The organism is Endozoicomonas sp. SESOKO1 (assembly GCF_024606265.1).
In the GTDB taxonomy this organism is placed as follows: Bacteria; Pseudomonadota; Gammaproteobacteria; order Pseudomonadales; family Endozoicomonadaceae; genus Endozoicomonas.
The window spans coordinates 1-1,343 of sequence record NZ_JAHHPP010000309.1 but is presented as its reverse complement, the minus strand read 5'-3'; the positions used below and the strand labels follow the sequence as shown (position 1 = coordinate 1,343).

At 44.6% G+C, this 1,343-nt stretch carries 1 protein-coding gene; it reads left to right on the top strand.

From position 1 onward, the window contains the following. Positions 1–207: 207 nt before the first annotated feature. Entirely contained in the window at positions 208–1,065 is an 858-nt protein-coding gene (locus KDK13_RS13685; RefSeq protein ID WP_257285533.1) for a transposase, read from the top strand. The last annotated feature ends 278 nt before the right edge of the window (positions 1,066–1,343 follow it).

Below are 1,343 nucleotides of genomic sequence, written 5' to 3'. Positions count from 1 at the left end.
CTATAGTGTTTTAATTATTGCTGGTTGATAGCTTTTGAACAAGTCTGAAAAATCGAGGTCAAAAGATAACCGGGGTCAAAAAATCAGAAAAAATCAGGGTCAAAAAATCAGAAAAAATCAGAAAAATCAGGGTCAGGTCTTTCATTGTGCATAATTGATTTATTGGTCTACTTTCAGATTTCACCAATAAAAATGAAGTAGACGGAAATGAGCAGACCACTACGAATTGAGTACGCCGGTGCGGTGATGCACTTAACATCCCGTGGCAATGAGCGCAAACCTATTTACCGCAACGATGCTGATTTTCAGCTATTTCTCAATACGCTGTCGGAGGTTTGTGATCGGTTTAACTGGGTGATCCACTCGTTCTGCCTGATGACCAACCATTATCACCTGGTAGTGGAAACACCGGATGCCAATCTCTCAAAAGGTATGCGACAGCTTAACGGTGTCTACACGGTACGCTTTAATCGGAAATACGGAAGAGTCGGTCATCTTTTTCAAGGTCGCTATAAATCGATTCTCGTAGACAAAGATGCTTACCTTATGGAGCTGTGCCGGTACGTTGTGTTAAATCCGGTCAGGGCAAAAATGGTCAAGTCGCCGGATGAGTGGCCATGGAGTAGTTACTGCTATACCACTGGCCTGTTCGATTCTCCACCCTGGTTGGCGACGGATGCCACGCTGCGCTATTTTGCCAGTGACCGTGATGAAGCCATTCTCCGTTTTGCCCGGTTTGTTGCCGAGGGTGTTGGCGTTAATATCTGGGAGCACCTTAAACAGCAAATCTATCTGGGCGACGATCATTTCATCAATGAACAGTTGGCCTATAAACCCAAAGGGAAGCCTGCTCTTTCTGAAGTGCCTCATAAGCAGAGGCGGAAAACAGCACCACCACTGAGCTACTTTCTGGCATCAGCCAATCATCGTAATGAGGCTATTATTTCTGCTTATCAATCGGGTGGCTATAGCCTTACTGAGATTGCTGATTATGTCGGCCTGCACTATACAACCGTCAGCCGGATAGTGCGTAAACCCATTGGCGTCCTGAAAAACAGTAGGTAAAAGGCTGATTTCCACTGTTTGAAAAACCGGGGTCAGATCTTTCATTATGCATACCCTGTGACGTCTATTACGTCAGATTGTCAAAACTTCTTTGACTATTTCCCAATCATTTTAAGGTGTTTTTTGCAGGTCTGAGAATGAGGGGGGGTATCTGGACAACTCTTTCAGAGCTCCAATAATCCTTTGCCTTCATCGTTCAGGAAACTATGGATAGTCTGTTGGTTTGATATGGCAAGGATTTTCCGGACACTTTTTTACGCTGCCTTGGCAAGTTGTTG